At 40.2% G+C, this 4,261-nt stretch carries 2 protein-coding genes and 6 tRNA genes; 5 read left to right on the top strand and 3 right to left on the bottom strand.

Annotation, left to right across the window (positions count from 1 at the left end; genetic code table 11):
- Nucleotides 1-41: 41 nt before the first annotated feature.
- From C2M30_RS10995 to C2M30_RS10985, 3 genes are all read right to left on the bottom strand, one after another.
- Nucleotides 42-117, bottom strand: a tRNA-Val gene (locus C2M30_RS10995).
- 19 nt (nt 118-136) lie between these two features.
- Nucleotides 137-212 (bottom strand) — tRNA-Val (locus C2M30_RS10990).
- 242 nt (nt 213-454) lie between these two features.
- Nucleotides 455-1,462 (bottom strand): alpha/beta hydrolase, encoded by a 1,008-nt coding sequence (locus C2M30_RS10985; protein WP_105171663.1) that lies wholly within the window; start codon nt 1,460-1,462, stop codon nt 455-457.
- 114 nt (nt 1,463-1,576) lie between these two features.
- On the opposite strand from C2M30_RS10985, the gene C2M30_RS10980 reads away from it, so the two are divergent.
- The 5 genes from C2M30_RS10980 to C2M30_RS10960 all read left to right on the top strand — a co-directional run bounded on the left by C2M30_RS10980 (nt 1,577) and on the right by C2M30_RS10960 (nt 4,255).
- Entirely contained in the window at nt 1,577-3,505 is a 1,929-nt protein-coding gene (locus C2M30_RS10980) for a winged helix-turn-helix domain-containing protein (protein WP_105171662.1), read from the top strand.
- Between the two features lie 203 nt (nt 3,506-3,708).
- Nucleotides 3,709-3,784, top strand: a tRNA-Ala gene (locus tag C2M30_RS10975).
- 53 nt (nt 3,785-3,837) lie between these two features.
- Nucleotides 3,838-3,913 (top strand) — tRNA-Glu (locus C2M30_RS10970).
- Between the two features lie 95 nt (nt 3,914-4,008).
- Nucleotides 4,009-4,084: transfer RNA gene (locus tag C2M30_RS10965), tRNA-Glu, on the top strand.
- A 95-nt stretch (nt 4,085-4,179) separates the two neighbouring features.
- Nucleotides 4,180-4,255: transfer RNA gene (locus tag C2M30_RS10960), tRNA-Glu, on the top strand.
- Nucleotides 4,256-4,261 lie beyond the last annotated feature (6 nt).

Here is a 4,261-nt window from a genome sequence, read left to right as displayed (position 1 = left end):
CTCCCAACTGAGCTAACGACCCATGCAAAACTGTGACTAAATGGTGGGTCGTACTGGACTTGAACCAGTGACCCTCGCCTTGTAAGGGCGATGCTCTCCCAACTGAGCTAACGACCCCAAATAGTCATTTCTAAAGTGGTGGGTCGTACTGGACTTGAACCAGTGACCCTCGCCTTGTAAGGGCGATGCTCTCCCAACTGAGCTAACGACCCGCTTTAGAATAACAACACATTGCTGCGTTGTTGTGGGGCGCTATTATAGATTTAGTTCAACTATAGTCAATACTTGTTTTCACAAAAATGTGTTAAGTGGCCTTAAAATGAACAACTTGGATAAATGTCAAACGCCTTGAGTGCTTTTAGAGCAAGTGTTAGCGCTTAAATTACGTTTTCGGGCTGTTTTTTGTGCGCCTAACACTTGAAATTCTACTGGCAGTCGACAAAAAAGTGAGTTTTTACTGCAATCGCGATGAATTTATTAGTTTAGCTGCGCTTTGGTAGCCTTCTTTTTCAAGATATTGCTCGATTTCTGTTATTGATTCTGCAGCAGTTGAGTAATGGGCAATTAAATAATCATGGATTTTGGTGACCTCTTGGCCATTATTATTTACTGCGAAATAAGCGAGTAAGCGAATAAGGTCATCTTTGCTGGGTAATACTTGAAAGCCGAACTCCTTTTGCAGCGCACTGTAGTGTGCTAGTAACGGCGCTAATCCAGCAATTTTTGTTTCATAATTGGCTTGCCAGTGTGAAAAGCGTGTTTGAAATGCGTTTACTAGGGCGATTACCTTACTTGATTGGTGACTATATTGGGCATACTTTTCGTTTGTGAGCGACAAAGATGGGTGTTTTTCTAACATAGTAACCAACGAATTAAATGGTTGTTGCATATGTTCACCTTCATTTGCAATGCTCAAAAACAGGTGCGCTTTTAACGATGTTACCGATTGAGCAAGTGAAACAATATAACCATCGTCAAGTGAAGGGCTAAAGACAAAGTAATCGTTAAATAATGGGCTTTTTGTTAAAAACTGTTCCATCGCAAAGCGCCCCGCATTTGAATGACCAATTAATATTGAATAATCTGCGGTGCGGTAATTGTTCTTTATATACGGAATAAGCTCAGAGGTGAAGTGTTGCCTAAATAAGCGTGCATTTTCATTTATGTTAGCGTCATTAGGTTGCAATTGCGCACCTTTGCCAATGACTTGCACAATAATAAACTCGGGTATTTCATTTTTTAATGTATCGCTGATGGATTGAACAAGCATAAAATCCCATTGCCCATGCAATACGTAAATTACTGGGTAGGACTGGTTCAGGCGTGTGCCATATGATGTGGGAACACTTACCTTAAAAGTAACCTGTGTATTTAGTGCCTTTGAGGTGAAAGATTCGTTATTCACTTCTGCAAAAGTGCTTATGCTTAAAAGCAATAGGAAACAATAAAGCGCAGTTTTCATTGGATTGTCCTTGTGTGTTAAAGTCGAACAACTTTGTCAGTTGAACAAAAAAACACAAGGATTCAGGCCTTTAGAATAGCTTAAGTTTTACTTAGGGCAGGGCTGCACCGTATTATGCACGATTCTCAGCAGTATAGTTACCATACCTTTCAGTTTGATTTTTCTCGCTGTGAGGTTGTTACAACAAGTGGAATAAGTGAACTCGAACCTAAAGTAATGGCGGTACTTGAGTTGCTTTATCATAACCAAGGTAAAGTAATAAGCAGCGAGGATATTTTTAACCAGGTATGGCCGGGGCGAGTTTTTAACGCTAGCTTGATACAAAGAGCGATTGCACTTATTCGCAAAGCCCTTAATGAACAAGCGGCAACTGCGAACTATTTAATTACCTATCCTAAAAAAGGCTATTGCTTAAAAGAAGAGGCCGCAAAATTTAGTGGGAATCGGATAAAACTATTTCTTTTGGCGATAAGTGTTTTAGTGTTTTTTATTGTGGGGGTTGTCGCTCATGTATATAAAAAGCAACATTTAGCACCTATGCACTTCACATCATTATCACCACTGTCACACAAACAACAGAATGCGTTTGCGTTTTCACAAAATAGAAATGCCAATGAAATGCTATTTGTTAAAGAGGGCGACTTAGGATCAGCGTTATGGTTAAAAAATGGCGTGAATGAAAGTGAAATTTTTAATACGCCGCAAAAAATAACTCATACATTTTGGTTTAAAGGTCAACCTGCATTTACAGCGCGCAACAATCATCAAGGTACTGATGTTTTTGTGTTAAATCATTTGGGACAAGCAAACCAGTTATTTAGTGTTGAGTATTTAATGAATGTAGCGCCTAAAAGTGTTGGGCAGCGCATTTATATTGCTCATTTGAATCAAATAACCGTATTTGATGATAAAGCTGCTAAGTTGCACACATTTTCAGCATTTGAAAATGCGAAAGGTGTGATTAGTTTTTCAGTCTCGCAAGATCAAGAAAAGGTTGCGGTATTGACCGATGAAGGGCAAATGCGCAAAGCGGTTTCAATTATCAATTTTAAAACCAAAAACAAAGAGCGTATTTTTCAAGATGTGGGTAATTACACATCACTTGATTGGCATGCAAGCGGCTTACAACTATTACTCGCTAAAAATACCCAACTTATGCTTTTGGATGTTGAACGTGGCAAAATTGAAGTATTGCCATATGCAACGAACAAAATGATTACCCAAGCGCAGTTTGATAAACACGGTGACGCAATTTTAATTGAACACACACATTTAAATGTAGTGCTTGCGCTTAAATCAGTTAACGAAAACCCTACTACGTTTAAAAGAATTGATTTGGCTGGTGCGAATTTAATGCCAATATCAAATAGTAGTGGGGATATACTTTTTTCATCAGACTTCTCTGGTGAGCAGGCGCTGTATCGATCTCGCAATAATGAATTAACAGTCTTAGCCGAGCTGAATAAAGGGCAGCATTTAAACGGTTTTACTTGGTTGTCTGATGATGCATTTATCTACTCGTTGGGCAAGCAGTTAGTTATTAATGACGGTAACTCGGTAAAACAAATACACTCGCTTTCGCATTCAGTGTTTATTAGGCAATTTTTACCGCAACAAAATACACTATTAGTTCACCAGTTGATTAATGGCAAAACGTACCCAAGTACACTTTCATTAGATTCGTTTGAAGTTACTCAGCTAGGTAATGAGCAAGCGAGTTGTGTAACGGGTGATGATAATGGCAATATTTACTTTGTTGAAAGTAACGACACGATTAAACAACGAAATAAAAAAGGGCAAGTCAATACACTGTTAACGACTCCTGATAATACGGTGGATGATCTTTTTAGTGATGGTGAAGATTTGTTTGCCAGTATTAAAAAGGCAGAAGGCTACATTGTAATTCGTATAAACCCACGCACAGCAGAATTTGAAACAATCTGGGCAGATGAAAGCGCGATATTGGCAGGTGTAGAAAAACAAGGGAAATTTTGGTTTTATCAGGATATCGCCGTTAAATCTACTTTGGTGCGACTATATTAGCGTCAATTATTTGTATAAATATTGATAGCTAGGCTGTTGAAACAGGTCGAAAAATCACAATCTTGGTGAACAAGTGTGCATCTTGATTAAAAATGGTGCGAACAATGCACTATGCTTAAAAAAATGTTGACTTTGTTTTGCTAGCTCCATAAAATGCGCCCCGTCTTCAGCGATACACGAGTTATCTCTTGAAGGTGCAGTTTGGGGCTATAGCTCAGCTGGGAGAGCGCCTCGCTGGCAGCGAGGAGGTCTGCGGTTCGATCCCGCATAGCTCCACCAATAACTCTTATGGTTTGAGTATAAATAACCAGTCCTAGTGACAACACCATGTTGTCCCCTTCGTCTAGAGGCCTAGGACACCGCCCTTTCACTGCGGTAACAGGGGTTCGAATCCCCTAGGGGACGCCACTTAATTTTAAGCTTAGTTTTAAAAGAGTGGGGTGAGTCATAAAAGCTCGTATGGTAAGAGTGAAAATAACCAGTCCTAGTGACAACACCATGTTGTCCCCTTCGTCTAGAGGCCTAGGACACCGCCCTTTCACTGCGGTAACAGGGGTTCGAATCCCCTAGGGGACGCCACTTACTTTTAAGCTTAGTGTTAAAAGAGTGGGGTGAGTCATTAAAGCTCGTATGGTAAGAGTGAAAATAACCAGTCCTAGTGACAATACCATGTTGTCCCCTTCGTCTAGAGGCCTAGGACACCGCCCTTTCACGGCGGTAACAGGGGTTCGAATCCCCTAGGGGACGCCACTTACT

The sequence above is a fragment of the Pseudoalteromonas sp. T1lg24 genome (genome assembly GCF_002964745.1).
Lineage (GTDB): Bacteria > Pseudomonadota > Gammaproteobacteria > Enterobacterales > Alteromonadaceae > Pseudoalteromonas > Pseudoalteromonas spongiae.
The sequence above is the reverse complement of the archived record's forward strand: the minus strand, read 5'-3'. Positions and strand labels throughout refer to the sequence as shown.